This is a genomic window from Pseudomonas rhizoryzae (assembly GCF_005250615.1).
Classification (GTDB): Bacteria; Pseudomonadota; Gammaproteobacteria; order Pseudomonadales; family Pseudomonadaceae; genus Chryseomonas; species Chryseomonas rhizoryzae.
Genome location: NZ_SULM01000005.1, coordinates 238671 through 264551, shown reverse-complemented (window position 1 = coordinate 264551; position 25881 = coordinate 238671). Strand labels below are relative to the sequence as shown.

The window sequence follows — 25881 nt, the reverse complement described above, 5'->3', positions numbered from 1 at the left end:
CGGAAGCTGTTTGCGCAGACTCGCGCATCCGCGCGTGAGGCGTCGCGCGGATGTACGGAGGCGAAGTACCTAGCGAGCTATCGCAGCCTCTATGTCTGCAAATTCCACTACCCGGACATAGGGCGCAATCTCCCCGCTGATCGAGAAGTGGGCGCCGATTACCGTGACCTCGACGCCCTCGTTTTCCACCAGGTACTGGACGACCTCATGGAAATCTCCATCGCCGGCGACGAGGTAAAGCTTTTTCCAGCCGCGTTTCGAGTAGGAGCGCATCAGGTTGAAGGCCAGGCCGACATCGACGCCCTTTTGGATTTTCGTCGTGTACTGCTCGCCGGTCTCTGGATGCAGGATGGGGCCGCCGCCTACAGAGGCGGGCCACTCATGGGCTTTGCTTTGTAGCCAATAGAGCTTGACCCGAAGACCTGCGCCCTTGGGGGGCGCCGAGCTGAGAAACTTGTTGAAATTCGTCTGGGCGATAGTGGGAGGATCGGTATCGCAGTTGAAGTAGTAGGCGTCGCCTACGGGTTCTCCAGCGTCTTGCTCGATGAAGCGACGCAGCTTGAGATAATCGAATTTGGAGCCGACCACAGAGCCATTCCAAGCACTCAAGGCATAGGCGCCGTCGACGAACCATGCCACACCCGTCTGATTTTTAGTTGCCATCGTATTACTGGGACCAGGCTCTTCACTGTTGATGGGCGCACACCCGCACGCGGGATGCGCAGTGCCAATTGTGAGCCTAATTACCCGTTTGTGCCTCCCATGGCGATAACAGATTTCTTGTAGTCTGCGGCGAGTAGGAAATCCATGACTAGCACGCGAGTCAGGGCTGGTTGGCCAAGTGATGCGCGCCGATAGCCTTTGCTGGCGTGCCTGGGGGACGTGAGCACTCGGTCTCTACCTCGATAGTGCTCGCCGTTGCAGATGTCGCGCTGTTACTGGTAGCCATTTGCTTGGCTTCGGCCAGCCAGGGGGCTCGCAGTTTTTACTGGCCGTCACCGCGGGCGTCGAAACTGCTCAGAAGTGGTAGGGGTAATCGGTGAAGTAGTACGTCAACCGCTGCACTCTGATCGATAGTAAAAGTGCCTACGCTGGGCAACCTTTCTGACAGACCCCAGGGAAGTGAAAGGAATGCGAGCTAAACCTCTCCCTCTATCTCGATACGGTTTCTGCCGGCTACCTTTGCCCGGTAGAGTGCCCGATCCGCTCTCTCGGTGATGGTGGTAATGGATTCTCCATAGGAAAACTCCGTTATTCCGAAGCTGACGGTCACCTGCCGCTCTATGGGGAAGGCGTGACTTTCGACGCATTGGCGCAATTTTTCCGCCACGATAAAGCAGCCGGCCACATTCGTATCAGGGCAGATAATGAAAAATTCTTCACCCCCATTGCGACAAAAGACATCTTTTTTCCTCAGGTTCTTTGAAACGATGCGGACCAGTTCGGACAGTACTTCGTCGCCTTTGTTGTGACCAAAGCCGTCGTTGATCGATTTGAATTTGTCGATATCCAGGGCGATAAGGCCATGCTTGATGAATATGGGGCGAATCGACTCTGTGTGGTGGCGCATTTCCTCGATGAAATGACGTCTGTTATAGGCGCCAGTCAAGGAATCTGTACGGGTCATCAGATCCATTTCATGGGTCCTTTTCAGAACCAGGTAGGCTGTTTTTCGGTTCTGGTTGGCCAGTACGAAGAACATCATCGCCAGCAAGCTGCTCACGATGATGCTAAGCGCAATGAGGTAGGAGATTTTGAAATCTTCCCCTTGGGCGAGAACGAAGTTATCCGATGCGGAAATTGTCATTCCGTAGCGGGTGTCATCAGGCAGTAGGTTCCTGGATTGAGTGAAGTCGACCTGTTGCGTTGCCTGTACATCGTTAGTGTAGATGGAAACATATTTATTATTAGGGTCAGTAAAATATAGATTGATCGCCATCTGCCCAGTGCTCGACGCGGGAAGGTCTGCTTCCATCAATTCTGCTATGGGTACCATGGCTGCTACGAACGCCGTGTCCTTTGGGCAGATTGCGTTTTTACAGCCAATGGCTGTTATGAAAAAAAATCCAAATTTCCCGTTATTCAGCTTGATGGGAGCGGATACAACGGGTTGGGAGGCGTTCTTTGCTTTTTCGAAGAAGTAAGGAAGTGCCGGGTCAAGGGCGTCTAGGCTTACCCCGGGGCGCATGTCTGGCTGTTGCGAGGCCGAGTAAAGAATGGTCAGGCGCGGGTCGCCATCTTGTCGCGGCGTCTCGCCGAGCTTGTCGCTCAAGTAGTGACGGTAATCGAAGCCGGGATCGTTCAGGCCATTCTTGGTCAAGCCTGCCGTTTTATAGTCATGCTCATTTAGGTCGCGAACGAAGAGATAGGCGCCGCCTGGATAAAGAAATGGTGTGATGAAGCCTTTGAATTCTGCTTGAGTAGTGATGTCGGAGTTTTCTATGAAACGCTTTGCACCTTCGATTCTGCGCGCCTCGGATTGCAATCGGTTTTTTACCCTGCTCATTCGCTCATCTGCCAGCATGCGAAAGTTCGTGATGGTCACGAGGTTGGATCTTTCTTTTATCTGATCGCACATATAGATGAGAACCAGAAGTGTCGTGGCGAATACCATCATGGCGGAAACCAAAGTTTGCGTAGGTATCCGGGGTTCGTTGGCCGCATTCCGGTCGTAAAAGTCGGGCATGAATCGGGTGTCTCGGGTCAGAAGTTTAGGTGTCAAGTCGCGTAAGGACCATTCTGGGAACAACTGCAGGGGCTGAGCGACATGTCTGTCATGACATCGGCCTGACACCGAAATCTAGCCCATTCAAAAGTATCTTATCGACAGGTTGAGGCTTTATTCTGGCGATTTCCACTTCCCGCTTAAATAACGATTTTCTCTGGATATTGGTCGCAGTTGGCCTGCTCGATCATGCTTGACGGGTTAAACCATTAGCAGCGGAACCAGCGAAAAACTTCATGATTCTGGAGGTTTATACAGTGCATCCATTCACGGGTAAGCCTTGATATGGCGGGAGAGCCTATCCTCTTCATCTGCAGGTGAATAGCAAATAAACATTTGTGACATTCGTCACAAATTATTCGACTGCAGGAGTGAAATGATGGAAATAATCATTTGCTTTTAGAGGGTTTTCAATGGATCCCATCCAAGGAATGGACTAGTAAGGTTTTGTTGGGTTTTGGACATGCGGTTTCAACAGTTTTCGATAACTGCTGAACTTTTAGAGGTCGCTGTGAAATTGCGTTGCAGCGGCTGTGGATCTATTTGGTCCTCTCGTGCCGCGCAGCATTCGACCAGATCAGACCTGGCCTCGAAACGACTTCGCCGCAATGGGCGTTGGTTTTCTCCTGGGGTCATCGCCAATATCTTTCCAGGCAGCTACACAGGTCAACAATGGTCTGCTGGCTGTCGAGCCCGATATTCCCGAGGTATTTCAAGATGTTACCAACAGGGCTAGGTCTAGCCCTTGCCTGAAATCGTTATGATATAACGTGCGGTCTTCGCGACCAGACCTCTGAGGAGGTCTCAGGGTCGGCCTTGGTGCTCGTCTTCATAAGGATTGTCATGTCTTCATCTCGCCCTTTTCGCACTGCCATAGCAGCCTCTGCATTGGCGACCCTTATCGCTCTGGTTCCCTCCTTATCTTCGGCCCAAGAGCGGGTTTTCGATGTTGTCGGCCCCTTCGAGATCGGAGGTCTGGACCCATCCATCTCAGGCTTCGTCTTCCAGCGCATGCAGATTGCTGAGACGCTGTTGGATAGCGACGCCCAAGGCAATCCGGTACCGGGTCTGGCGGAGCGCTGGGTCGTATCGGCGGATGGCAAGACCTGGCGCCTGGCCATCCGCCAGGGGGTGAGATTCCATGACGGTAGTGAGCTGACCGCCGCGGGCGTTGCCCGCGTGCTCGACGCGGCACGGAGTAAGCCGGGGGTGTTGAAGCAGGCGGGTATGGAATCGATCACCGCGGAAGGCAACGAGGTGGTGATCCAGCTTGCCAAGCCCTTCAAGCCGTTACTGGCACTACTGGCTCATTCGTCCACCAATATCCTGGCACCCAGATCCTTTGACGCCGAAGGCAAGGTGCAGCAGATCATTGGCACGGGCCCTTACCGGGTGACCCTGCTGGAGCCACCCCAGCGTCTCGCCGCCGAGCGATTCGACGGGTATTGGGGGGCCAAGCCTGAGATCGTCAAGACCACCTATCTAGCGGCAGGGCGGGGTGAAACACGCACCCTGATGGCGGAAAGCGGGGATGCCGAGCTGGTGTTCCAGCTCGATCCGCCGAGCATCGCCAGGCTCACGCGCTCGAGCAATCTCAAGGTATTGATCGCGCCGGTTCCCCGGGTGGTACTGCTGACTCCCAATTCCGGCACAGGCGCCACCGCTCCGGTGGAGGTACGCCAGGCGCTCAGCCTGGCCATCCAGCGTGAAGGAATTGCGGCCGCCGTACTGCGGGCGCCCGGTACCGGTGCAACCCAGCTGTTCGCCAAGAACGTGCCCGCCTGGCACCACCCCGAGCTGGCACCGCTCGCCTATGATCCAGCTGCCGCGCGCACGTTGCTGGCCGGACAAGGCTGGGTGCCGCAAGCCGATGGCATCCTGCAAAAGGATGGCAAGCCGCTCAAGCTCAAGCTGCTGACCTATTCCGATCGTCCCGAACTACCGCTGATCGCCACGGCGCTACAGGCCCAGCTAAAGGAGGTTGGGATCGATGTAGAGGTGGCGGTACAGAATTCCAGCGCTATTCCGGCGGCGCATAACGATGGGTCGCTCCAGCTTGCGCTCTATGGCCGTAACTTCGCTCTGGCGCCCGATCCGCTGGTTACCCTGCTCACCGATTTTGGTAGCGGCGGTGGGGAGTGGGGACCGCTGGGTTGGAAGAATCCTGCTTTCGACCAGGCGCTGAATGCCTTGCTCAGCACCGACGATCCGGTCGAGCAGCAGCGCCAGCGCCACGTCGCCATGGCCCAGGTGCAGAATGACCTACCGGTGATCCCGGTGGCCTGGTATCGACAGACCATCGCCGTTTCGAACGCCGTCGACGGCGCGGCCATCGATCCCTTCGAGCGGACCTTCGGGCTAAGCAAGATGCGGTGGGTCGAATGACGCGGCTGTTGGGCTTCCGTCTGCTGCAGGCGATCTTGGTGGCGCTGCTGGTCGGTGCCCTCACGTTTCTCTTCATGAGCCTGCTGCCTGGCGATGCCGCTTACCGCATCGCCGCCGGGCGCTATGGCTACGATATGGTAGATACGGCCGCTGCCGAAGCCGTGCGCGCGGAGCTGAATCTCGATCAACCTTTGCTGTGGCGCTTCCTCGCTTGGATCGGCGACCTGCTGACGCTGGACCTCGGCCATTCACTGGTCTCCGGTAAACCCGTCATGGCGGTCGTTGCCCATGAACTGGGCAGCTCCATCCGGCTGGCGATCGGTGCCGTGTGCGTGTCGCTGCTGCTCGGTCCGCCGCTGGGCGTGCTGGCCGGTCTGCGTCCAGGCAGTCTACTGGACCGAACCTTGCTGGTGCTGACCACTGCCGTGCGCGCCTTGCCGCAGTTCGTGCTGGGGGTGATCTTCGTGCTGCTGTTCGCCGTCTCCTGGAGGCTCTTCCCGGCGGCTGGGCACGGCACCTTCTGGCACAGCGTGCTACCGACCCTGACCCTGGCGCTGGGCCTGGCGGCGGTGTCGTCGCGGGTAGCGCGGGATGCCACCGTCGAGGTGGCCGCCTCGGCCTATTACGCCTTCGGCAAGTTGAAGGGGCTGCGGGGTGCCAGCGTCTTCCTGCGCCATGGCCTGCGCAACATTGGCGTCCCCGTGGTGACCTATCTGGGTGTACAGCTGGTGTATCTCATCGAGGGCGTGGTGGTGGTGGAGACGCTCTTCGCCTGGCCGGGGATCGGTCATGGACTGGTCCATGCCATCGTCCAGCGCGACGTACCCATGGTGCAGGGCACGGCCCTGGCCATGGGGCTGCTGTTCGTGATCCTCAACACCTGCGTCGACCTCGCCAATCACCTGATCGATCCGCGCGGGAGAAACGCATGAGCCTGGACAGTACCGGCGTCTTCGCGGCGCCACCTGCACGTTCTTCTGCCCGCTGGCTGGGCCTGGGATTGCTGACGGCGCTGGTCGCCTTCGCCGTGCTCACGCCCTTGTTGTGGTCGGGTGACATCGCCCGGCAGGACTACCTGGCGATCCTAGCGGCGCCCAGCGATGTCTATCCCCTGGGCACCGACCACCTGGGGCGCGACATGCTGGCGCGGCTAGCGGTCGCCATCCGCTTTTCCCTGGGGCTGGCCTTCATCAGCGTCTGCACCGCGGCCATTCCCGGTGTGCTGCTGGGTATCCTGGCCGCCTGGAAGGGCGGCGCGGTCGACAAGCTGCTGGGCGGAGTGGCCGAGCTGTTCCTGGCGCTGCCGGGCCTGCTCCTGGTGCTGCTGATCGTCGCGGTATTCCCGGGCTCTTTCATCGCGCTCTACAGCGCCGTCGCCCTGGTGCTATGGGTGGAGTATTTCCGCATGACCCGCGCGCTTTCCCGCACGGTGCTGGCATCGCCGGCGGTAGCGGCCAGCCAACTGCTGGGCTTCGGCCCCGTCTACATCGCGCGACGGCATCTCTGGCCGCAACTGGCTCCAGTGCTGTTGACCATCGCCGCCTTCGGTGCCGCCTCGACCATCATGGCCATCGCTGCCCTTGGCTTCGTGAGCATCGGGGTGCGGCCGCCCACCGCTGAGTTGGGGCTAATGATCACCGAGCTGCTGCCCTATTACGCCGAGGCGCCCTTCGTCATCGCCTTGCCGATCATCGCGATCTTTCTGACCGTGTTGTCGCTGATGCTTATCACTGGAGGCCGCAAGCCATGACGTCATCGCTCATGACCACCGCCCTGGAAATCCGTAGCGGGCAGGCGCAACTGGTGGAGCCGTTGTCCATCAGCCTGGCGCCAGGCCAGGTGTTATCGATCATCGGGGAGACCGGCTCGGGCAAGAGCCTGTTTGCCCAGGGGGTAGTGGGCAACCTGCCGGCCGGCCTGCAGGCCCATGGTCAGATTCGCTTGCCGGATGGTTTCGCAGAAGAGGGCCGCCAGGTTGGGAGACGCCGGCAGTGGGGCAGGGGGCTTGCCGTGCTACCGCAGGAACCCTGGCTGAGCCTGGATCCCACCATGAGGGCAGTGGCCCAGGTGACGGAGACCTATACCCATGTAGGCGGCCTTTCGGGCACCCAAGCCTGTGAAAAGGCCATGGCGGCGCTGGCGCGCCTGGGGCTGGCAGGTGCCGAGCGCAAGTATCCATTCCAGCTGTCGGGCGGCATGGCGCAGCGGCTGGCGTTCGCCGCCACCCATGCCGGCGGTGCGCCGGTGTTGATCGCCGATGAGCCCACCAAGGGCCTGGATCGTGAGCGGATCGACGAGGTCATCGCACTCCTGAAGACCATGCTGGCTGAAGGCGGCAGCCTGCTCATCATCACCCACGATCTGGAAGTCGCGCGTCGGCTGGGCGGTGAGGTGATGATCATGCTCAAGGGGCGGGTGATCGAGTCCGGCAGCGCCGAGCGGGTGCTCGGTCAACCACGGCATACCTACACCCGTCAGTTGCTGGCGGCCGAGCCGGCTCATTGGCCGCGTCGAGAGCGCCGCACCGAGGGAGGTGATCCGGTTGTGGCGGTCGAAAACCTGGCGGTCCAGCGCGGCGGCCGGCAACTCTTCGAGGCGCTGTCCTTCGAGGTTAGGCCGGGCGAGATCCTGGGCATAACCGGGCCGTCCGGTTGCGGCAAATCGACTCTCGGAGATGTCATCCTGGGACTGGCCACAGCCAGCGCGGGTACTTTGAGGCGCAAACCAGGTCTGAGTCGCTTCGCCTTTCAGAAGCTGCATCAAGATCCGGTAGCCGCCTTCGCTCCCTCGGCGACGATTCGTCAGCTGCTGACCGACCTGGTCCAGCTGCACCGTCTGGACGCGACCCGCATCTCGCGATTGATGCAGCGCCTGCGACTCGCCGAACGCCTACTGGATCGTTTGCCGGGCGCTATCTCTGGCGGCGAGCTGCAGCGCTTTTCCCTGCTGCGCGTGTTGCTGCTGGAGCCCGCGCTGATCTTCGCCGACGAGCCCAGTTCGCGGCTGGATCTCATCACTCAGCAGGAGATGATCGAGCTGCTCGTCGAGACGGCCGAGGAGGGGCGCACTGCCGTCCTGCTGGTGAGTCATGACGAAGCCTTGGTCGAGGCAGTCGCCGACCGCCGTATTCATTTGGCAACTCCGGCGCTGCACAGGCGGAATCTGATCTAGCGTGCCAAGGGCGATTGCTTGGTAATACTTTGATACTAGTTTGCTTTGGTCTTATGTCAGGTTAATTAGTGGTAATACTTAAATTCAGATTATTGGTGGTGATTGATAACTATTTATTAGTCTTGCTTAAGTGCTGATCGTGGATTTTGTTGTATGGCTAATTAGGGATTCCATAAATTCCAAGGCTGCCTGAGTACAGAGATCATAGCTGCCAAGCTGGTTGTGGCCTCAAATAGCGGCTGATAACAAATCGCCGCAAGTTGAGGTGCAGGTGTCGTGGAGATCAGGGGCTGCCGCGAGCCCGTCCAAGCTAAGCTCATAATATGTCTGCTTTGTTTGGCTCGGGTGTTCATCCGCGCTTGGCATCGCGATCTGCGGCAACTGATGGCTTTTAAGTGACTAAGATTTTTCGTCTGTATTTTGGGCTTAATATTTTTTTCGCGACTTGACACTAGACAAGGGCTAACAGCAGGATGCTGCATCCGATTTGATACTTATTGTTTCTTCTTGATTGCGACGTGACGGCTATACGCAAGCGGAATCCATAAAGGCAAATTTATGCGACGACTGATTTTTGCATCCCTCGTCCTGAGCATCACGGCTACAGCAGTTTTGGCCCGGCGAGTTTCGGGTGAAAAGCTGAACGATAGAGAAAGTCTTACTGTGCGGGACTACAGGACAGTCGTATTAAACGTGAAGGAAGACTTCAAGGCCTTCAGCCTCGGTCTTTTCTTTTCCAGCAGTCGACGCGCCAGCGCTCTGACCTGATATCCGGGCCTGCGCCAACGAGTGCGGGCCCTCTTTAACGCGTATGACAAGACCCGCCGGGACGGTTTCTCTTTCCGGCGTGCTCCTGGCTGCGCGCCGTTGCCAACCGTAATTGCCAATAACGAACAGAGGATTCTATGGAGCGCTTGCACTATCCGAATGGAACACTACCTGATACCCATCGACCCGGTCTCAGCCGATTTTTCGGCTCCTTGGCGCTGGGAGTGGTAGGAGGCTGTACGCTACTGTCGGTCAGCGGATCGGCTCTCGCCGAAGGCTTCGTCGACGACAGCAAACTCACGCTGACGGCGCGTAACTATTACTTTAACAGTGACCGTGGCAACCGCCGATTGAATCAGGTGGATTGGACCCAGGGCTTCCTGATGGATTATCAGTCGGGATTCACCCAGGGCACCGTAGGGTTTGGGGTCGATGCCTTCGGTTATCTCGGGATCAAGCTAGACGGTGGTCCGGGACGTCGTGGGACGGGTAATCTGCCTGTCCATGCCGGCAATGAGCCGGCGGACGAATACTCCCGTGCCGGTGCAGTGGTTAAGGCACGCCTAGGCAAGACGGTGGTTCGCTATGGTCAGCAGGCGCCCTCGTCGCCGGTCTTCGCCATCAGTACCAGCCGCCTGTTTCCTCAGACGGCCACCGGTTGGAGTGTGCTGAGTACCGACGTGACCGATCTGTTCATGGAAGCAGGGCATTTCACCTCTTCCACCGATCAGGTCAGTACCAACAGGGACGGTGATCTCTGGGCCGGGTACGCGAAGCGGCGCGCCGACCGCATAGATTTCGCTGGCGGCAAGTACAGCCCGGTCAAGGGCGTTAGCCTATCGCTCTATGCGGCGCAGTTGGATGACATCTGGAATCAGTACTACGGCAACCTGAATCTGGTGAAGGCGCTGTCCAGCACCCAAGCGCTGACTTTCGACGCGAATCTCTATCGCACGCTGGATACGGGGGCGGCCAAGGCTGGCCCCATCGACAACACCTCCTATAGCCTGGCCGCTGCCTACACTCAGGGCCCCCAGACGTTTACCCTGGGCTGGCAGCGGATCGATGGAGATACGCCGTTCGACTACGTTGGCATGGGTGACAACGACCGTCTCGGTGCCGGGATTCTCCTGGCTAACGCCGTGATGATCTCTGACTTCAATGCACCCGGCGAACGCTCCTGGCAGGCGCGCTATGACCTCAACTTCAAGACGCTCGGCGTGCCCGGTCTCAGCTTGATGACCCGCTACATCAAGGGTACCGATATCGATGGCACTGGTCTTCCGGCCAGCAGCGCCTATCGCGGGGTCTATGGCGCAGACGACCGGGAGCATGAACTCGACCTCGAGGGTCGCTACGTTCTGCAATCGGGCGCTGCCAAAGGCCTATCGATCCGGGTGCGGCAGGCTTGGCACCGCGGATCGCTTTCCACTGGCGGCTCGATCGACCAGTTGCGGCTGATCGTGGACTATCCGTTGCGGCTGCTTTAAGTCGCAGACCCGGCGGCTCCTAGCGGTCGCCGGGTTTTCACACGACCTTGGGCGCCAACTCTTCCAGCTCCGCCAACACCTCCAGCAACATGGCGGAACGATCGCCGGCGCGGTAGCTGACGACGATGGGTGAGGTGGCCCGGGAATCCAGCAGGGGCGTGTAGCCGATGTCGTCCCGGTGCAGGCGCTGTACCGACGCCGGTACCAAGGTCACCCCAACGCCGGCCGCTACCAGGCCGATGGCCGTCTGCAGTTCGTTAGGTGTCTGAGCCACATGGATGGTCAGGCCCTGGTTGGCGAATAGCTTGAGTATATGGTCCGCGTAGCTGGGCCGCGGCGAGCCCGGATAGAGGATAAAGGGTTCCTGAGCCAACTGAGCCAGGCTAACCGGTGTCGCCAGCAGTGGATGTCCCTCAGGCAGTACCGCCACCAGAGGGTCTTCGCGCAGCACGACCTGGACGATGGCGGCATCCTCGATGAGGATGCGCCCGAAACCGATATCGATCCGTCCACGTTTGAGCGCCTCAACCTGCTGCAGGGTGATCAACTCCGCGAGGTTGAGCTCTATGTCGCCATGGCTGCGCAGACGGCGGATCAGGTCGGGTAGTTGACCGTAGAGCGTAGAGGGCGCGAAGCCGATGCTGAGGAATCTCTTGCTGGCCTCGCTCATGCGGCGGGTATCGGCACAGCTGCGCTCGAATTGTTCGAGCAGTTGTGCCGCCTGTTCGTTGAAGAAGCGGCCCGCCTCGGTCAGTTTCAACGGACGCCCCCGCTCGATCAGCACCACGCCGAGTTCGTCTTCCATCTGCTGGATCTGCCGGCTCAGCGGTGGCTGGGCGATGTGCAGCAGCTCCGCGGCGCGGGTGAAGTTGAGCGTCTTTGCCAGCACACAGAAGTAGCGCAGTTGCCGCAGTTCCACAATACCTCCAGGGTATGGAGCCAGACCTAATCCATATTGGACGCCAGGCCTCTCCGCGCGTCAATCTCGGCTCAAACAACAACGCGCATCGGTACAGAGCCCATGGCCCGTCCTACCTTCGAACGGCTGGAGACCTTGATCGTCGACCTGCCGACCATCCGCCCACACAAGCTCGCCATGCACACCATGCACGGTCAGACCCTGGTGATCCTGAAGCTGCATTGCAGCGACGGTATCGTCGGCCTGGGCGAGGCGACCACCATCGGCGGTCTGAGCTATGCCGGCGAGAGCCCGGAGAGCATCAAGACCAATCTCGATACCTGGATCGCGCCCTTGCTGGTGGGCCAGGACGCCACCAACCTCAACGCCGCCATGCAGCGTATCGACCGCAGCGTGCGCGGCAATACCTTCGCCCGTAGCGCTGTCGAAACCGCCATCCTCGATGCCCAGGGCAAGCGCCTGGGCCTGCCGGTAGCCGAATTGCTCGGCGGCCGCGTGCGCGATGGCGTGGAATGCGCTTGGACCCTGGCCAGTGGCGATACTGGCAAGGATATCGACGAGGCCGAGCGCATGCTCGATCTGCGTCGCCACCGTCACTTCAAACTCAAGATCGGTAGCCGCGCCCCGGCGCAGGATGTTGCCCACGTCGGGGCGATCAAACGCGCCCTCGGCGACCGCGCATCCGTGCGAGTCGACGTCAACCAGGCCTGGAGCGAGGCGGTAGCGATCAAGGCAGTGCGTGAGTTGGCAGAGGTGGGCGTCGAGCTGATCGAGCAGCCGTTGCCGCGCCATGATCGGCTGGGCATGGCGCGGCTCAACGCCCATAGCCCCATTCCGCTGATGGCTGACGAAGCCATCGAGTCGGTCCCGGACGCCTTCGCCCTGGCCCATGTGGGTGTCGCCCCCATCTTCGCCTTGAAGATCGCCAAGACCGGTGGCCCCAAGGCCGTGCTACGCGCGGCGGCCATCGCCGAAGCCGCCGGTATCGGCCTCTACGGCGGCACCATGCTCGAAGGCAGCATCGGTACGCTGGCCAGCGCCCATGCCTTCGCCACCCTGGATCGCCTGGAGTGGCACACGGAGCTGTTCGGGCCCTTGCTGCTGACCGAAGACATCCTTATCGAGCCGCCGCAGTATCGCGACTTCCAATTGCTGCTCCCGACCACGCCCGGGCTCGGCGTCCAGCTCGACGAAGAGCGTCTGGCGCGCTTCGCCCGCCGTTGACCCCTTTTCACCAGGAGTCTCTACCATGCTGTTCCATGTTCGTATGACCGTGAAGCTGCCCACCGACATGCCCGCCGACCAGGCCGCCCGGCTCAAGGCCGATGAGAAGGAGTTGGCCCAGCGCCTGCAACGCGAGGGCACCTGGCGTCACCTCTGGCGTATCGCCGGGCTCTACGCCAACGTGAGCATCTTCGACGTGCCCGATGCCCAGGCGCTGCACGACACCCTGATGCAGTTGCCGCTGTATCCCTACATGGAGATCGAGGTCTCCGCCCTGTGCCGACATCCGTCGTCGATCCACGCCGACGATCGCTGATCACGCTGTAGTTCGCCTGACTGCCTGACAAGAACAAGACGAGGACCACCATCATGACCGTACGCATCGCCCAGACCGCCGACGTGCAGAAATTCTTCGAAACCGTGAGTGGCTTCGAGCAAGCCGGCGGCAATCCGCGCATGAAGGCCATCGTGCACCGGGTGTTGACCGACACCATCAAGATCATCGACGACCTGGACATCACCACCGAGGAGTTCTGGGCCGCCGTGCATTACCTCAATGTGCTGGGCGCTCGCCAAGAAGCGGGGCTGGTGGTCGCCGGCCTGGGCCTGGAGCACTACCTGGACCTGCGCCTGGATGCCGAGGACGCCGCGCGTGGCCTGGTCGGGGGGACTCCGCGCACCATCGAAGGCCCGCTCTACGTGGCCGGCGCGCCTCTGTGCCAGGGCAGTGCGCGCCTGGACGACGGCAGCGATGCCGGCACGCCGCTGTTCATGCAGGGCGTGGTGCGCGACGTGAACGGCCAACCGCTGGCGGGCGCCATCGTCGATGTCTGGCATGCCAACACCGGCGGCACCTATTCCTACTTCGACCCGAGCCAGTCCGAATTCAACCTGCGCCGCCGGATCGTCACCGACAGCGAAGGGTGCTATCGCTTCCAGAGCATCGTGCCCTCCGGCTACGGCTGCCCGCCGGATGGCCCTACCCAGCAACTGCTGGACCAACTGGGTCGCCACGGTCAACGCCCGGCCCACGTGCACTTCTTCATCTCCGCACCCCGGCATCGGCACCTGACCACCCAGATCAACCTGGCCGGCGACCAGTACCTGCACGACGACTTCGCCTATGCCACCCGTGACGAGCTGATCGCCGAGATCACCTTCAGCGAAGACCCGGTCCGGGCCAAGGCGCTGGGCGTGGCCGGGCGCTTCGCCGAGATCGAGTTCGACTTCGAACTCCAGTCCGCCGATGAGCCGGCCGCTGAAGAGCGCCGCGAGCGGGTCCGCGCTCTGGAGGCCTGAAGGCTCGCCTGATCCACCGCAAGCCCGGGGCGTCCTGCGTCCCGGGCTTTACCGTTCGCCTCGTCCAAATAGAACAACAAGAGGATTGCCGATCATGACCTTGCTCAGCGAGCGCAGCCTGGTGTTCGCCCAGGCCGATGCGGCTACCGTCTCCGCCTACGTCAACGAGCACGTGGGCCAGCACCGCATCCGCCTGCCGGTGCGGGGCCGCCCGCGGGCGAGCGTCCTGCACCGAACATTCTCCAGCCTCGATCTCTGTCGGCTGAGCTACGGCGGCCAGGTGCAGGTCACCAGCCCGGCGCTGGAAAGCGTCTTTCACCTGCAGGTGCTGCTGCAGGGCCGCTGCCGGGCGCGCGCGGCAGGGCGGGAGCGGGTCTATGCGCCGGGGCAGATGCTGCTGATCAATCCCGACGAACCGGTCGACCTCACCTACTCGGAAGACTGCGAGAAGTTCATCCTCACCCTGCCGGTACGGGTGCTGGAGACCGCCTGCCTGACCCAGGGCTGCCCACTACCCGCCACGGGCGTTCGCTTCGAGCCCCAGGCCGGCGGCGATGGCGTGGCGGGCACCTTCCTGGCGCTGCTGGAGTTGCTCTGCCGGGAGGCGGAGGAGGCGGCCACGCCGGGTACTTCGGCGCTGTACGAGCGGCTGGTGGCCAGCAAGCTGCTGGCGCTGGTGGAGAACAGCACCTGGTCGGCGTCCATCCCGCTCGCCGCCGTCAGCCAACGCTTCGACCGGTTGCAGGCCTTCATCGACCAGCACCTTGGTGAAGATATCAGCGTCGAGCGCCTGATGCAGGTGGCCAATGTCAGCCGCCGCACCCTCTACAGCCTGTTCGAGCGTCACGTCGGCGTCGCCCCGGGGGACTACATCCGGCAGTGCAAGCTGGACCAAGTCCGCCAACGCCTGCTGGAGCCACGCGCCACCAGTGTCACCGCCGTCGCTCTGGATCTCGGCTTCGTCCACCTGGGGCGCTTCGCCGAAGTCTATCGCAAGAGATTCGGCGAATTGCCTTCGGCCACCTGGAAGCGTGGGCGCGAGGAGGGCGCACAGGGCGGATAGCGATTCGCAAGGAGCGGCTATTGGCCAGGCGCCGCCGCTCCTACCCTGGGTTGGCCTGATACAACAACAACCGAGGGCCATCCCCATGATCAGCATGTTCGACCGCCTCGCTCGGCAGGTTGCCGATGCCGTCGAAGACGACCCTGCCCGTGGCGTCTTCCGCTGCCGCCGCAGCGTCTTCACCGATCCCGCCCTGTTCGAATTGGAGCTCAAGCACCTCTTCGAAGGCGGCTGGGTCTACCTGGCGCACGAGAGCCAGATTCCCGCCATCAACGACTACTTCACCACCTGGATCGGTCGCCAGCCAGTGATGATCACCCGCGACAAGCAGGGCGATCTGCACGGCCTGGTCAACGCCTGCGCCCACCGTGGTGCCATGCTCTGCCGCCGCAAGCAGGGCAACAAGAGTTCCTTCACCTGTCCCTTCCATGGCTGGACCTTCAGCAATGGCGGCAAGTTGCTCAAGGTGAAGGACGGCAAGCACGGTGCCTACCCGGAGCAGTTCGACTGCGACGGCTCCCACGACCTGACCCGCCTGGCCCGCTTCGAGACCTATCGCGGCTTCCTGTTCGGCTCGCTCAGTGCCGCGGTCCCCGAGCTGTCCGACTATCTTGGCGAGACCCGCGTCATCATCGACCAGATCGTCGACCAGGCACCCGAGGGTCTGGAGGTGCTGCGTGGCAATTCCACCTACACCTATGACGGCAATTGGAAGCTGCAGATGGAGAATGGTGCGGACGGCTACCACGTCAGCTCCGTGCACTGGAACTACTCCGCCACCATGCAGCGGCGCAACTACGCGGCGGAAGGTACCCGTACCGTGGACGCCAACGGCTGGTCCAAGAGCGTCGGCGGCGTCTACGGCTTCGAGCACGGCCACATCCTGCTCTGGACCCAGTTGCTCAATCCCGAGGTGCGACCGGTATACGGTCATCGGGAAGCGCTCCGGGAGCGACTCGGCGCCGAACGGGCCGAGCTCATCGTCGGCCAGACGCGCAATCTCTGCCTGTATCCCAACGTCTACCTGATGGATCAGTTCTCCACCCAGATCCGCGTGGTACGGCCCCTGGCGGTCGACAAGACCGAGGTGACCATCTACTGCTTCGCGCCCAAGGGCGAGAGCGCCGCCGACCGCGCCCTGCGCATCCGCCAGTACGAGGATTTTTTCAACGTCAGCGGGATGGGGACGCCGGACGACCTGGAGGAATTCCGCGCCTGCCAGAGTGGCTACCAAGGCAATACCGAGCTGTGGAACGACCTGTCCCGCGGGGCGCTGCACTGGCAAGCGGGTGCCGACGACAATGCCCGGGCGCTGGGCATGGCGCCGCTGCTATCCGGCCCCCGCACCGAGGACGAAGGCCTGTTCGTGCGCCAGCATGCCTACTGGGCCCAGGCCCTCGGCCAAGCCATCGAGCGGGAACGCGCCACGCTGGTCGCCACCGACGGGGAGAACGCCGCATGAACATCGCCCCTAGTCAGCTCCTCGAGTTCGTCTACCGTGAAGCCCGGCTGCTGGATGATCGCCAGTGGGACGCCTGGCTCGCCTGCTACAGCCCCCAGGTGCAATTCTGGATGCCCGCCTGGGACGACCACGACCAACTCGTGGAGGATCCCCAGGCGCACATCTCGTTGATCTACTACCCCAATCGCGAGGGTCTGGAAGATCGCATCTTCCGCATCAAGACCGAGCGCTCCAGCGCCAGTACCCCGGAGCCACGCACGGCCCACTTCATCGCCAATCTGGAAGTCCTGGCCGCGGATGCCGAGACGGCCGAGCTGCGCTTCAACTGGCAGACCTTGAGCCACCGCTATCGCACTACCGACGTCTTCTTCGGTACCTCCTTCTACGGGCTCGACCTGCGCGGCGAGCAGCCGCTGATCACCCGCAAGAAGGTGGTGCTGAAGAACGACTACATCCACCAGGTCATCGACATCTATCACTGCTAGGAGAGCGCCGCCATGAGCTATACCCTGGCGTTGACGTTCGAAGACGGCGTCACCCGCTTCATCGATTGCAACCCCGGCGAGACGGTGCTCGATGCCGCCTACCGCCAGCGCATCAACCTGCCGATGGACTGCTCCGATGGGGTCTGTGGCACCTGCAAATGCCACTGCGAAAAGGGCGACTACGCCCTGGGCGAGGACTACCTCGAAGACGCCCTGAGCCCCAGCGAAGCCGCCGCCGGGCAGGTGCTGACCTGCCAGATGACGGTGAGCTCGGATTGTGTCCTGCGGGTACCCGTACCCGCGGCCCGCTGCAAGACAGGCGTAGCCACCTACCAGGCCACCGTCGCCGGACTCGAACATCTTGGCGACGCCGCCGTCGTTCTCAGCCTGACCCTGGATCGCGCACCGGACTTTCTGCCGGGGCAGTACATGAATCTGGAGGTACCCGGCAGCGGCCAGACGCGGGCCTATTCCTTCAGCAGCCGTCCCGGTGAGGCCGCCGCCAGCTTCCTCATCAAACAGGTGCCGGGCGGACTCATGAGCGGCTGGCTCGCCCGGGCGCGCCTGGGGGATTCACTGCGTCTCAGTGGCCCGCTGGGTAGCTTCTTTCTCCGCGAAGTCTGCCGACCGCTGCTGTTCCTGGCTGGCGGCACCGGGCTTGCGCCCTTTCTGTCGATGCTGGCGGTACTGGCCGAGCAGGGCTGCCAACAGCCGATCCAACTGCTGTACGGCGTGACCCGTGACGAGGATCTGGTGCTGGTCGAGGCGTTGGAAGCCTATAAACGCCTATTGCCGGGCCTGAGCGTCCTGACCTGTGTCGCGGATCCCCGGACCCAGCACCCGCGCCAGGGCTATGTCACCCAGCATCTCCCTACGGAGGCGCTGAACGGTGGCGACGTCGACATCTACCTTTGCGGACCGCCACCCATGGTGGATGCGGTCCGCCAGTACCTGGGCGAGCAAGGTGTCGAGCCGGCCAGCTTCCACTACGAGAAATTCACGGCCACGGTCGTGGCTACTGGCGATGCTGCCTGAGGAGGACCCATGAACGGCCGATTTTCCAACAAGGTGGCGGTGGTGACGGGGGCTGCGCAAGGCATCGGGCGGGCAGTGGCCGAGCGGCTGCGCGCGGAAGGGGCGCTGCTGGTGGCCATCGATCGCTCGGCGCTGGTTCATGAGCTGCAGGGCGATCTCAGCCTGACGCTGACGGCCGACCTCGAAGAGGCCGCCGACTGCCAGAGTGCCTTGCGCCAGGCGCACGCCTGGCAGGGCAGGCTCGACATCCTGATCAACAATGTTGGGGGCACGATCTGGGCCAAGCCCTTCGAGCACTATCGGGTCGACGAGATCGAAGCGGAAATCCGGCGCTCGCTGTTTCCCACGCTTTGGTGCTGCCATGCGGTGCTGCCGTACATGTTGGCGCAAGGGCAGGGCGCCATCGTCAATGTGTCGTCCATCGCCACCCGCGGCATCAACCGGGTGCCCTATGGGGCCGCCAAAGGCGGCGTGAACGCCCTGACCGCCTGCCTGGCCTTCGAAACCGCTGGTCGTGGCATTCGGGTCAACGCCACGGCCCCCGGCGGCACCCAGGCGCCGCCGCGGCGTATCCCGCGTAACGCTCAGGTGGAATCGGCGCAGGACCGCCAGTGGTATCAGCAGATCGTCGACCAGACCTGCGACAGCAGCCTGATGAAGCGCTACGGCACCCTCGACGAGCAGGTGGGCGCCATTCTCTTCCTGGCCTCGGACGAAGCCTCCTACATTACCGGCACCGTCCTGCCGGTCGGTGGCGGGGATCAGGGGTGATCCCATCGCGAGTGAGGCGATGCCTGCCGTCTCTTGCCGGACAAAGCCTGACGAGCAAGAGAACGGCGGGTGCCGCTATCCGCTGTTCACCAACCGCTCTGGAGCGGTCTTTTCATGTTAACGTTACAGGCTTGCGGCGGTTCGCATTCGGTTACAGCCCGCAGATACAAGGTGAGAGAACGAATCGGCGCTTGGCCTGCCTAAACAGTGGTCAATCAACCCGGAGTCTCACCATGAACGCAAAGAAAACCGCTGCTCTGATGTTTGCTGGTCTGATCGCCGTCAGTGGCGCTGCCTTCGCCGCCGACAGCGCAGGTAACCCGCCGAAGGCCAATAGCGCTGGCATGGGTACCCCGGCCGGCCAGAAGACTGGCGAAGGCGCAGGCGCCGCGACCGGTGCTGGCAAGACCACCATCAATGAGCAAGGCCAGAAGAAACAGCAGTAATGGCACAGGCCGTTGGCACCACCAACGGCCTGTAACCGCTGCTATAAGTTGGAACTTTACGGCTCCCCTGGGTCCAAGGGAGCCGAATGTGTGCGTACAGGGGTTTGATGGTGAGCGTGGAAACGAACAAGGTAGTGCTGGTCGTCGAGGATGAGCCGCAGATACTGATGATTCTGGCGGACTATCTCTCTGAACTGGGCTACACCGTTCTCCAGGCACCCTCTTCCCTGGAAGCCTTTCGCATTCTCGCGGGTAGGCCTCGCCTCGACCTGCTCATCACTGATTTTCGGCTGCCCGACGGCGTTTCCGGTGTCATGATCGCCGAGCCGGCACTCAAGCTGCGTCCCGATCTCAAGGTGCTGTTCATCAGTGGCTATCCTGCCGAGATCATAGACACCGGCTCCGCGCTGCTGGGCAAGGTCCCCCTGCTGACCAAGCCTTTCTCTCTAGAACGCCTACATCTACAGGTTCAGAAACTACTCGGTAGCTGATCCGCTTCGTTGCACAGATCGTTTTTTCGCCGAGACAGTCTATTAGAACAGGCGCGATCACTCCGGTCGCCCCAGGTTCGGGAGACATCGGCATCCATGGCCATCAAGCATTTCACTCATCACGAAGCGATCTCATCCGCGGTTCCCGCCGAACAGGGATTCGAGGCGGTCATCGCCGTCAAGGCACGGCGGGACGATGCCCAGCCAACCTTCCACAAGGTGGCCACCGAGCGTCATTTCGATCTGGCATCCGAAGCGGAAGAAGCTGCCGACGCCGCACTCAACCGAGTCACGGAAATCGGTGACGATGATGAACTCCTTTGGGATGAGCAGGCCGTCTGATGAGTCGAGACCAGGGAAAGGCCGAAGAGCCACGACAGCGTCAAGAGTCCGGTCCGGACGATCCAGAACTGACGCGCGAGGAAGAACAAAACGTCGACGAGAGCCAACTGCCACGTGCCGTGGTTCTGCACGAGATCATTCGTTCCCAGGGTGATCACGAGCTGGAACGCACCATCGCCGCGTTGTTCTGGTCAGCGCTGGCAGCAGGGCTGACCATGGGGCTTTCGCTGATGGCCATGGGTTTGCTCAATGCCAACCTGCCCGAAGGCGGTTACAGCAAGATCATCGCCAGCTTTGGCTATTCAGCCGGGTTTCTCGGGGTGATCCTGGCGCGCCAGCAGTTGTTTACCGAGAACACTCTGACGGCTGTCCTGCCGGTGATGAGCGAACCCACGCTGCATAATTTCGGCCGACTTGGGCGACTGTGGGGCGTGGTGCTCATCGGCAATCTGCTGGGTACCATCCTGGTCGCCTACGTGATCCTGCATCTGCCGCTGTTCGATGCCAAGGCCGATGCGAAATTTCTCGCGATCGGTACCAAGGTCATGGAGAACGACGCCACCGGTATGTTCGCCAAGGGCATAGTGTCCGGCTGGATGATCGCCACCATGGTCTGGATGCTGCCGGCAGCGGAAAGCGCCAAGATCTGGATCATCGTGCTGATCACCTATCTCATGGCGTTGGGCGACTTCACCCATATCGTCGTGGGCAGCCTGGAGGTGGCCTATCTGGTGTTCGCCGGGGAGGCGACCTGGGGAGAGTTCTGGCTGACCTTCGCTGGGCCGACGCTGGCGGGCAATATCGTCGGAGGTAGTCTGATCTTCGCGCTGATCAGTCATGCTCAGGTGCGTAGCGAGAACTGAAAAGCAGAAGGGCCGGCATTTGCCGGCCCTTCTGTCTGCCATCACTCGTCGTCGTTGAGCTGGCCCATCGCGGTGGTGTTGAAGCCGCCGTCGACGTAGAGGATCTCGCCACTGATGCCCGAGGCCAGATCGGAACACAGGAAGGCACCAGCGTTACCGACTTCGTCAATGGTCACGTTGCGGCGCAGGGGCGTCTGACGCTCGTTGGCGGCCAGCATCTTGCGGAAGCTCTTGATACCCGACGCCGCCAGGGTGCGGATGGGACCGGCGGACACGGCATTTACGCGAGTGCCTTCCGGGCCGAGGCTACCGGCCAGGTAACGCACGCCGGCTTCGAGACTGGCCTTGGCCATACCCATGACGTTGTAGTTGGGCATGGTGCGCTCGGCGCCCAGATAGGACAGTGTCAGCAGGCTGCCGTTGCGGCCGCGCATCATCTCGCGACCAGCCTTGGCCAGGGCGACGAAGCTGTAGGCGCTGATGTCGTGGGCGATCTTGAAGCCGTCGCGGGTGGTCACGCTGGTGAAATCACCGTCCAGTTGATCGCCGGGAGCGAAGCCGACCGAGTGGACGATGCAGTCCAGGCCGTCCCACTTCTTCGCCAGTTCGGCGAAGACGGCTTCGATCTGGGCGTCGTCGGCAACGTCGCAGGGGAAGCACAGCTCGGGATTGGAGCCCCAGCCGGCGGCGAACTCTTCTACGCGACCCTTGAGCTTCTCGTTCTGGTAGGTGAAGGCCAGTTCCGCGCCCTCGCGGTGCATGGCGGCGGCGATGCCGGAGGCGATGGACAGCTTACTGGCGACGCCGACGATGAGAACGCGCTTACCGGCGAGAAATCCCATGGTGTTTTCCTCTTCTGTGTTAAGTCCGACGCCTCAGCCGCAGGGCCGACGGTCGGGTTGGGCAGGGCTCCGCGCAGGGCAGAGCGAGATCTTGTCCCGATCCCTGGTGGGGGCGGGCACGGGTGGGGCGGTAAGGTAGCAGGTCGATACCTTCGACAAAAGCGCTGGATGATCGCTGCGGTGAGCGGTCGCGGCTCAGTTGAGGAAGAGCGTCAGGGTCTGGCCGGGCGTCAGCGCGGAGGCGACCCGCGGATTCCAGTCCTGCAGAGCCTGCAGTCCGATGTTGTAGCGCTTGGCGATCTGGTACAGCGAATCGCCGGCCTTGACCCGATAATAGGTTGGCGCGCCCTTGGCGTTCTTGGTGGCTTTGGCGCTCTTGACCTTGACCGTGTAGGCGGCGGGCAAAGCCGCTGTCGCGGTGGTCGTCGCACTGCCCGTATCGTGTAGCTTCAGGGTCTCGCCTACCTTCAGGCCACGCTTGCCCAGATCGTTCCAGCGCTTGAGATCGGCCAGTTCCACGTCGTTGGCACGGGCGATGGACCAGAGGCTGTCGCCGGTGCGGACCTTGTAGGTACGTACCACCGGTTCCTCGGCGACGGCGATGGTCTCCAATGGCGTCGTGGTATTGCCGGTCTCGCGCCGCGGAAGCATCAGCTCCCGTCCGGCGGACAAACGGGTATGGCTGCTGAGTTTGTTGAGTGCGGTGAGTTGCTCGACGCTCACGTGGTTACGTTTGGCGATGCTGCGCAGGGTGTCGCCACGGCGAACGCGGTATTCCTGCCACTGAACGACCGCATCGGAGGCGATGGAGGGCAGAGCCGCAGCGAGACGCTTGGCTTTCTCTGCCGGCACCAGCAGATGCTTGGGACCGTCCATGGTCACCCCTTGGGTGTACGCCGGATTCAGCCGGTAGAGTTCCTTGGCGTCCAGGTCGGCCAGCTCCGCAACGCGGTTCAGGTCCAGGTGCTGCTTGATGTCCACCACTTCGAAATAGGGCTCGTCCGGAATGGATTCCAGGGCGAGGCCATAGGCGCCCGGATTGCGCACGATCTGCGAGACCGCCAGCAGCTTGGGTACGTAATCCTGGGTTTCTTGCGGCAGCGAGGAGAGATTCCAGTAATCGGTCGGCAGGCCCAGCGACTGGTTGCGCTCGATGGCGCGGCTGACGGTGCCTTCGCCGGCATTGTAGGCGGCCAGGGCGAGCAGCCAGTCACCGCCGAACATGTCGTGCAGCTTGCTCAGGTAGTCCAGCGCAGCATTGGTCGAGGCGGTGATGTCGCGGCGACCGTCATAGAAGCGGGTCTGACGCAGATTGAAGTATTTGCCGGTGGTCGGAATGAATTGCCAGAGACCGGCGGCGGCACTGCGGGAGAGGGCGTTGGGGTTGAAGGAGCTTTCCACGACCGGCAGCAGGGCCAGTTCTAGGGGCATCTTGCGCTCTTCCAGCCGCTCCACGATGTAGTGCAGATAGGGGGCACCACGGCTGCAGGACTGGGAAAGGGCGGCCTCGTGACTGGCGTACCAGAGACGTTGTCGATCGATGCGCGGATTGGTCCCGTTTTCGCCCTGGTCCTGTAGCTGGTAGCCATCCCGAACCCGGTCCCAGATATCGCCACTGGTGGCCGCCACCGCAGGGGCCTTCCGCAGCCATTCCGGCGGACGCTGCATCTTGTGCGGCGTCATCTCCAGATCGGCTTGATAGCCATTATCGGTCGGCTGACTGTTGCTCTGACAGCCGGCGAGAAAGACGGCAAGACACAGCGCGGAGACTTTGAAGGACGTAGCCAGCACGTCTATTTCGCGGGTTTTCGGCGTCGCTGGCGGCATTGGTTTGGGCATTCCGGGATTTGGAGGATGGGCGATTCTAGGAACCGTCTCCCGGAGGGTCAAGGAACAACCCGTTAGCCTGTGACCTGTACGACGACGTAAAACAAGGCTCTGCGGCGTCCTTGCCGGGTGTTTTCAATGCGTGTCAGAACGTGTCCTTCCAGGCGCGCAGGGCGGCGAAGAAGGTATCCTCCGGCGCATCCGCTGCCACTCCGCGTTGTTGCTGCAACTGCTGTCTAACCTCGGGTTCGGCGGTACGCAAGAAGGGGTTGATGTCACGTTCACGCCCCAGGGTGGTGGGTAGGGTGGGGCGGTTGGCTTCACGCAGGCGTCGCGTTTGCTCCTGCGCGTCTTGCACCGCCGCGCTTTGCGGCTCGACCACGCGGGCGAAGCGCAGATTGCTCTGGGTGTACTCGTGGCCGCAATAGATTTCGGTGGCATCCGGCAGGCTGGACAACCGACGCAGGGATTCCAGCATCTGCGTAGGCGTACCTTCGAACAGCCGGCCGCAACCGGCCGAGAACAGCGTATCGCCACTGAACAGGAGAGGTCGTTCGCCAGGCAGGTAGTAGGCGATATGGCCGGCGGTATGGCCGGGTACCCGGATGACCTCGAAGGTGGCATCCAACACCTCGAGACGGTCCGCATCCGCCAGCGGCAGGTCGACGTCGGCGATAGCTTCGTCGGCAGGCGCTGCGACCCGGGCGCCGGTACGCTGCTTGAGCGAGGCAATACCGCCGGTGTGATCGTGATGATGATGGGTGATGAGGATGTCGGTCAGCCGCCAGTCGGGGTGGCTGTCGAGCCAGGTCAGTACCGGTGCGGCATCGCCCGGGTCGACGACGACCGCCCGTCTCGTCCCGGCGTCCTTGATGAGCCAGATATAGTTATCGTTGAAAGCGGGTAGAGGAACGATATCGAACATGGGGTGAGCTCTCTGGTCGGACTGCGAGTCTCTAGGGTAGCAGCAGGTGGTACGGCAACAGTTCAGGCTTCTTCAGGAGAGGACCAGACGATGCACGACGAATTTTCGGCCCAGGTCGATCCGCGCTGGCTCAAGCTCATGAGTTCGGCGCGGGAGTGGATGTCCGGCCCGCTGGGGCAGCTGTTGCTCGAACAGGAGCGGGTGCTGATCGACGAAGAGCTCAAGCGGCATTTCGGCAGCTACCTCGTCCACTACGGGCCGCATCCGGAATCTCTGGCCAACTGCGGTCAGCTCCGGCATACGGTGCGGATCGGGCCACCGCTGGGCGATGTCGACATCATCTGCGAGGAAGGCGCCTGGCCGTTGGGTGAGCACGCCGCGGATGTCGTTTTGTTGCAGCATGGCCTGGATTTTTCCCTGTCGCCCCATCGTCTGCTGCGCGAAGCGGCGCTGAGCGTGAGGCCCGGTGGCCACCTGGTGGTGGTGGGCATCAATCCCTGGAGCCTGTGGGGCGTGCGGCACTATCTGGCCCGCGACGCCTTGCGCAAGGCCCGCTGCTTCGGGGCCAGCCGGGTCGCGGACTGGCTGTCGCTGCTGGGCTTCGCGCTGGAGAAACGGCGCTTCGGGTGTTATCGTCCGCCGCTTTCATCCCACAAGTGGCAGCAGCGCCTGGCCTGGATGGAGCAGGGGGACATCGATCCCAGCAGCGAGCAGGCCGCAGGTGCCGGCTTCTACCTGCTGTCGGCACGCAAGCTGATGTTCGGGTTGCGCCCGGTGCCCCAGGTCCGCAAGGAACCGCGCGGCAAGCTGGTGCCCATGCCGGTGGCCAAGATCGCCCGGCGCGAATCGAGTGAATCCAATGAGTGACGACATCGTCGAGGTCTTTACCGACGGCGCCTGCAAGGGCAATCCGGGTCCCGGCGGCTGGGGCGCCCTGCTGAAGTACCGCGGTGCGGAGCGTGAGCTCTGGGGCGGCGAAGCCAACACCACCAACAACCGCATGGAACTGATGGCGGCCATTCAGTCGCTGGCGGCGCTCAAGCGTCCCTGTCGTATCCGGCTGACCACCGACTCCGAGTACGTGATGAAGGGAATCACCCAGTGGCTGGCGAACTGGAAGAAGCGTGGTTGGCAGACCGCCGCCAAGCAGCCGGTGAAGAACGCCGAGCTGTGGCAGGCACTCGATGCCCAGGTACAGCGGCACGACGTGGAATGGCGCTGGGTAAGAGGGCATACCGGTCATCCCGAAAACGAGCGGGCCGACCAGTTGGCCAACCGTGGCGTGGATGAGGTAAGACAAGTCAAACAGGCCGCCAAGGCCTAACACCGGCCGAGCGAGACAGGCCAA

At 62.0% G+C, this 25881-nt stretch carries 25 protein-coding genes; 19 read left to right on the top strand and 6 right to left on the bottom strand.

Annotated elements, in window-relative coordinates; genetic code table 11:
- Positions 1-69 precede the first annotated feature (69 nt).
- Together FAZ11_RS09815 and FAZ11_RS09810 are read right to left on the bottom strand one after the other, a co-directional pair.
- Entirely contained in the window at positions 70-663 is a 594-nt protein-coding gene (locus tag FAZ11_RS09815) for an NYN domain-containing protein (RefSeq protein WP_058765355.1), read from the bottom strand.
- 475 nt (positions 664-1138) lie between these two features.
- Complete coding sequence (locus FAZ11_RS09810; protein ID WP_058778184.1) at positions 1139-2686, bottom strand: GGDEF domain-containing protein; 1548 nt, start codon at positions 2684-2686, stop codon at positions 1139-1141.
- A gap of 1050 nt (positions 2687-3736) precedes the next feature.
- Here FAZ11_RS09810 and FAZ11_RS09805 point away from each other — a divergent pair.
- The 5 genes from FAZ11_RS09805 (at position 3737) to FAZ11_RS09785 (ending at position 10539) form a co-directional block, all read left to right on the top strand.
- The gene (locus FAZ11_RS09805; RefSeq protein ID WP_240043570.1) at positions 3737-5110 is read left to right on the top strand and encodes an ABC transporter substrate-binding protein; all 1374 of its coding nucleotides are present in this window, start codon (positions 3737-3739) and stop codon (positions 5108-5110) included.
- Entirely contained in the window at positions 5107-6042 is a 936-nt protein-coding gene (locus FAZ11_RS09800; protein ID WP_058765347.1) for an ABC transporter permease, read from the top strand. The genes FAZ11_RS09805 and FAZ11_RS09800 overlap by 4 nt, the downstream gene beginning before the upstream one ends.
- Positions 6039-6860 carry an ABC transporter permease gene (locus tag FAZ11_RS09795; RefSeq protein WP_058773124.1) on the top strand — a complete coding sequence of 274 codons (822 nt, stop codon included), beginning with the start codon at positions 6039-6041 and terminating at the stop codon, positions 6858-6860. Before FAZ11_RS09800 ends, FAZ11_RS09795 begins: the two co-directional genes overlap by 4 nt.
- On the top strand, positions 6857-8281 hold the full coding sequence (locus FAZ11_RS09790; protein WP_058773123.1) for an ABC transporter ATP-binding protein: 1425 nt from the start codon (positions 6857-6859) through the stop codon (positions 8279-8281). The genes FAZ11_RS09795 and FAZ11_RS09790 overlap by 4 nt, the downstream gene beginning before the upstream one ends.
- Before the next feature lie 905 nt (positions 8282-9186).
- On the top strand, positions 9187-10539 hold the full coding sequence (locus tag FAZ11_RS09785) for an OprD family porin (protein WP_081320012.1): 1353 nt from the start codon (positions 9187-9189) through the stop codon (positions 10537-10539).
- A gap of 37 nt (positions 10540-10576) precedes the next feature.
- On the opposite strand, the gene FAZ11_RS09780 is transcribed toward FAZ11_RS09785, so the two are convergent.
- On the bottom strand, positions 10577-11458 hold the full coding sequence (locus tag FAZ11_RS09780) for a LysR family transcriptional regulator (protein WP_058765339.1): 882 nt from the start codon (positions 11456-11458) through the stop codon (positions 10577-10579).
- Between the two features lie 102 nt (positions 11459-11560).
- On the opposite strand from FAZ11_RS09780, the gene FAZ11_RS09775 reads away from it, so the two are divergent.
- The 12 genes from FAZ11_RS09775 to FAZ11_RS09720 all read left to right on the top strand — a co-directional run bounded on the left by FAZ11_RS09775 (position 11561) and on the right by FAZ11_RS09720 (position 20939).
- Positions 11561-12682, top strand: coding sequence for a muconate cycloisomerase family protein (locus FAZ11_RS09775; protein ID WP_058773122.1), 1122 nt, complete (start codon positions 11561-11563; stop codon positions 12680-12682).
- A 25-nt stretch (positions 12683-12707) separates the two neighbouring features.
- Positions 12708-12998, top strand: a complete 291-nt coding sequence (gene catC / locus FAZ11_RS09770) for a muconolactone Delta-isomerase (RefSeq protein WP_058765335.1) — start codon at positions 12708-12710, stop codon at positions 12996-12998.
- A gap of 53 nt (positions 12999-13051) precedes the next feature.
- Positions 13052-13981, top strand: coding sequence for a catechol 1,2-dioxygenase (gene catA / locus FAZ11_RS09765; protein ID WP_058773121.1), 930 nt, complete (start codon positions 13052-13054; stop codon positions 13979-13981).
- A gap of 91 nt (positions 13982-14072) precedes the next feature.
- Complete coding sequence (locus tag FAZ11_RS09760; protein WP_137279280.1) at positions 14073-15044, top strand: AraC family transcriptional regulator; 972 nt, start codon at positions 14073-14075, stop codon at positions 15042-15044.
- Between the two features lie 85 nt (positions 15045-15129).
- Positions 15130-16506 (top strand): SRPBCC family protein, encoded by a 1377-nt coding sequence (locus tag FAZ11_RS09755; protein WP_058773119.1) that lies wholly within the window; start codon positions 15130-15132, stop codon positions 16504-16506.
- Positions 16503-16991: a benzoate 1,2-dioxygenase small subunit gene (benB, locus tag FAZ11_RS09750; RefSeq protein WP_058773118.1), complete on the top strand. Its 489-nt coding sequence runs from the start codon at positions 16503-16505 to the stop codon at positions 16989-16991. The genes FAZ11_RS09755 and benB overlap by 4 nt, the downstream gene beginning before the upstream one ends.
- Positions 16992-17003: 12 nt before the next feature.
- The gene (gene benC / locus FAZ11_RS09745) at positions 17004-18026 is read left to right on the top strand and encodes a benzoate 1,2-dioxygenase electron transfer component BenC (protein ID WP_058773117.1); all 1023 of its coding nucleotides are present in this window, start codon (positions 17004-17006) and stop codon (positions 18024-18026) included.
- A gap of 9 nt (positions 18027-18035) precedes the next feature.
- Entirely contained in the window at positions 18036-18797 is a 762-nt protein-coding gene (locus tag FAZ11_RS09740; RefSeq protein ID WP_058765323.1) for a 1,6-dihydroxycyclohexa-2,4-diene-1-carboxylate dehydrogenase, read from the top strand.
- Between the two features lie 233 nt (positions 18798-19030).
- Positions 19031-19243 carry a hypothetical protein gene (locus tag FAZ11_RS09735; RefSeq protein ID WP_058765321.1) on the top strand — a complete coding sequence of 71 codons (213 nt, stop codon included), beginning with the start codon at positions 19031-19033 and terminating at the stop codon, positions 19241-19243.
- A 107-nt stretch (positions 19244-19350) separates the two neighbouring features.
- Positions 19351-19734 carry a response regulator gene (locus FAZ11_RS09730; RefSeq protein ID WP_058765319.1) on the top strand — a complete coding sequence of 128 codons (384 nt, stop codon included), beginning with the start codon at positions 19351-19353 and terminating at the stop codon, positions 19732-19734.
- A 96-nt stretch (positions 19735-19830) separates the two neighbouring features.
- Positions 19831-20076, top strand: a complete 246-nt coding sequence (locus FAZ11_RS09725; RefSeq protein WP_058765317.1) for a hypothetical protein — start codon at positions 19831-19833, stop codon at positions 20074-20076.
- Positions 20076-20939 carry a formate/nitrite transporter family protein gene (locus FAZ11_RS09720; protein WP_058766948.1) on the top strand — a complete coding sequence of 288 codons (864 nt, stop codon included), beginning with the start codon at positions 20076-20078 and terminating at the stop codon, positions 20937-20939. The genes FAZ11_RS09725 and FAZ11_RS09720 overlap by 1 nt, the downstream gene beginning before the upstream one ends.
- Positions 20940-20980: 41 nt before the next feature.
- Here FAZ11_RS09720 and fabI read toward each other — a convergent pair whose 3' ends face one another.
- The 3 genes from fabI to gloB form a co-directional block, all read right to left on the bottom strand.
- Positions 20981-21781 (bottom strand): enoyl-ACP reductase FabI, encoded by an 801-nt coding sequence (gene fabI, locus FAZ11_RS09715; RefSeq protein WP_058765313.1) that lies wholly within the window; start codon positions 21779-21781, stop codon positions 20981-20983.
- 195 nt (positions 21782-21976) lie between these two features.
- Positions 21977-23608 carry a lytic transglycosylase domain-containing protein gene (locus FAZ11_RS09710; protein ID WP_137279204.1) on the bottom strand — a complete coding sequence of 544 codons (1632 nt, stop codon included), beginning with the start codon at positions 23606-23608 and terminating at the stop codon, positions 21977-21979.
- 145 nt (positions 23609-23753) lie between these two features.
- Positions 23754-24533, bottom strand: coding sequence for a hydroxyacylglutathione hydrolase (gene gloB, locus FAZ11_RS09705; RefSeq protein WP_058773115.1), 780 nt, complete (start codon positions 24531-24533; stop codon positions 23754-23756).
- Between the two features lie 90 nt (positions 24534-24623).
- Between gloB and FAZ11_RS09700 the strand changes: the two genes are divergently transcribed.
- A complete protein-coding gene (locus FAZ11_RS09700) occupies positions 24624-25400 on the top strand; it encodes a methyltransferase domain-containing protein (RefSeq protein ID WP_058761868.1) in 777 nt (258 codons plus the stop codon).
- Positions 25393-25857 (top strand): ribonuclease HI, encoded by a 465-nt coding sequence (gene rnhA / locus FAZ11_RS09695; protein ID WP_058773114.1) that lies wholly within the window; start codon positions 25393-25395, stop codon positions 25855-25857. The genes FAZ11_RS09700 and rnhA overlap by 8 nt, the downstream gene beginning before the upstream one ends.
- The last annotated feature ends 24 nt before the right edge of the window (positions 25858-25881 follow it).